Genomic DNA, 1,230 nt, shown 5'->3' on the forward strand with positions numbered 1-1,230 from the left:
GCTGGGCGAGATCAAATCGGAAAGGTGGGCGACATCGTCTCGGAATCCACGGGCGACTTCATATCGGTACGCCTGGGCGACTTCGTCGGAATCCGCACGCCGGTGCCCATCCTCAGTCGCACGACCATCGCGGCAGGATTGATAAGTGCAAAAGTGCACAAAAGTTCCGCTGGCGAAACCGGCGCCTCGAGGCGGGACAAAAATGAGCCCCAGCTCCGGGGGGCAATGGGGAAGAGCTGGGGCCCGACTGCGTTACCCACTTGGGGATGGGCTTCGGGAAAACCTGGTAGCCGGCGAGACGTTCCAGTTGCTGCTCCGGCGGCAAATGGTCTAGCGGCCTCTATCGTCCTTGCCGTTGGGACTGCCATCGCCGCCACCATTGCCCCAGCCATTGTTACCGTGGTGGTGCTCATGGTGATCATGGTGTGCGGCCCCCGCACCAGAGTGCGCGATCGCATCGGAAGTGAGGGAGGTCGATAGCAGTAGCGTGATGGCTGGAGGTGTCACGGCAGCGAACTTTCCGCAGGTCTTCAGAAATTCGCGGCGGTCATCGTCTTGGTCAGGCATGGCGTTCTCTCCGGGGCTGGCGGAAAGATTAAATACGCTAAACTAAATTAAATAAATTAAACTATGTTAATGGGTCCAGTCACGAACTGCGACCATGAGTTCCAGGCTGCCCACGTCCCGTAGCTCCCTCATCAGAGTCGAAATCAGCATTTCGCGGCGCGAGCCCGATGTCGTAGCCTTACTAGTTTCCTCTGCCGGATTTAGCCGGGCCTTTTTCATGAAGTTCTTTTTGATCGCGGTCGCCATCTGGCTGCTGCTCAACGTGCTCTATGTTCTGGTCGTCATTCCAGCGCGAAAGGGGCGCTTGCCGCCGCCTGTTGTTCGGGCAGTAGCCGCCATCAGACGGCTCATCAACGAAAGACGTCGACCCCCCTGAAGGGGGTGGACGGTTAAGTCCACCATTGGGCCTTGGCCGACTACCTAAGGCGAACTGGCATGTCCGGTCTTGAAGACCCGAAGCCGCGATCATCGTGCCAGACCGTTCGCAGCGAAAGTCCGCTGGGTCACAAGCCGCCGAACTGGCGCCGGGCTGCAAACTTCCGGTCTGCACTTGATTGTGTTGCCAAACTCCGGTTGAGACGACTCGCGAACCGTGATTCCGTTGGTTTGAGGCGGCATTTGCGGGAGCAGCGGATGTTAGGTCGGCAGGAGAGCGGTCAGGGC

General features: G+C 59.0%; 2 protein-coding genes. One reads left to right on the plus strand and one right to left on the minus strand.

Annotation, left to right across the window (positions count from 1 at the left end):
• Positions 1 to 330 precede the first annotated feature (330 nt).
• Positions 331 to 567 (minus strand): hypothetical protein, encoded by a 237-nt coding sequence (locus IVB42_RS03265; protein ID WP_247366662.1) that lies wholly within the window; start codon positions 565 to 567, stop codon positions 331 to 333.
• Between the two features lie 217 nt (positions 568 to 784).
• On the opposite strand from IVB42_RS03265, the gene IVB42_RS03270 reads away from it, so the two are divergent.
• On the plus strand, positions 785 to 943 hold the full coding sequence (locus IVB42_RS03270) for a hypothetical protein (protein ID WP_247299868.1): 159 nt from the start codon (positions 785 to 787) through the stop codon (positions 941 to 943).
• Positions 944 to 1,230 lie beyond the last annotated feature (287 nt).

This window comes from Bradyrhizobium sp. 45, from assembly GCF_023073155.1.
Lineage (GTDB): Bacteria > Pseudomonadota > Alphaproteobacteria > Rhizobiales > Xanthobacteraceae > Bradyrhizobium > Bradyrhizobium canariense_D.

Coding starts and splice junctions, on each gene's coding strand:
- IVB42_RS03265 (WP_247366662.1), bottom strand. CDS start 567: ATGCCTGACCAAGACGATGACCGCCGCGAATTTCTGAAGACCTGCGGA.
- IVB42_RS03270 (WP_247299868.1), top strand. CDS start 785: ATGAAGTTCTTTTTGATCGCGGTCGCCATCTGGCTGCTGCTCAACGTG.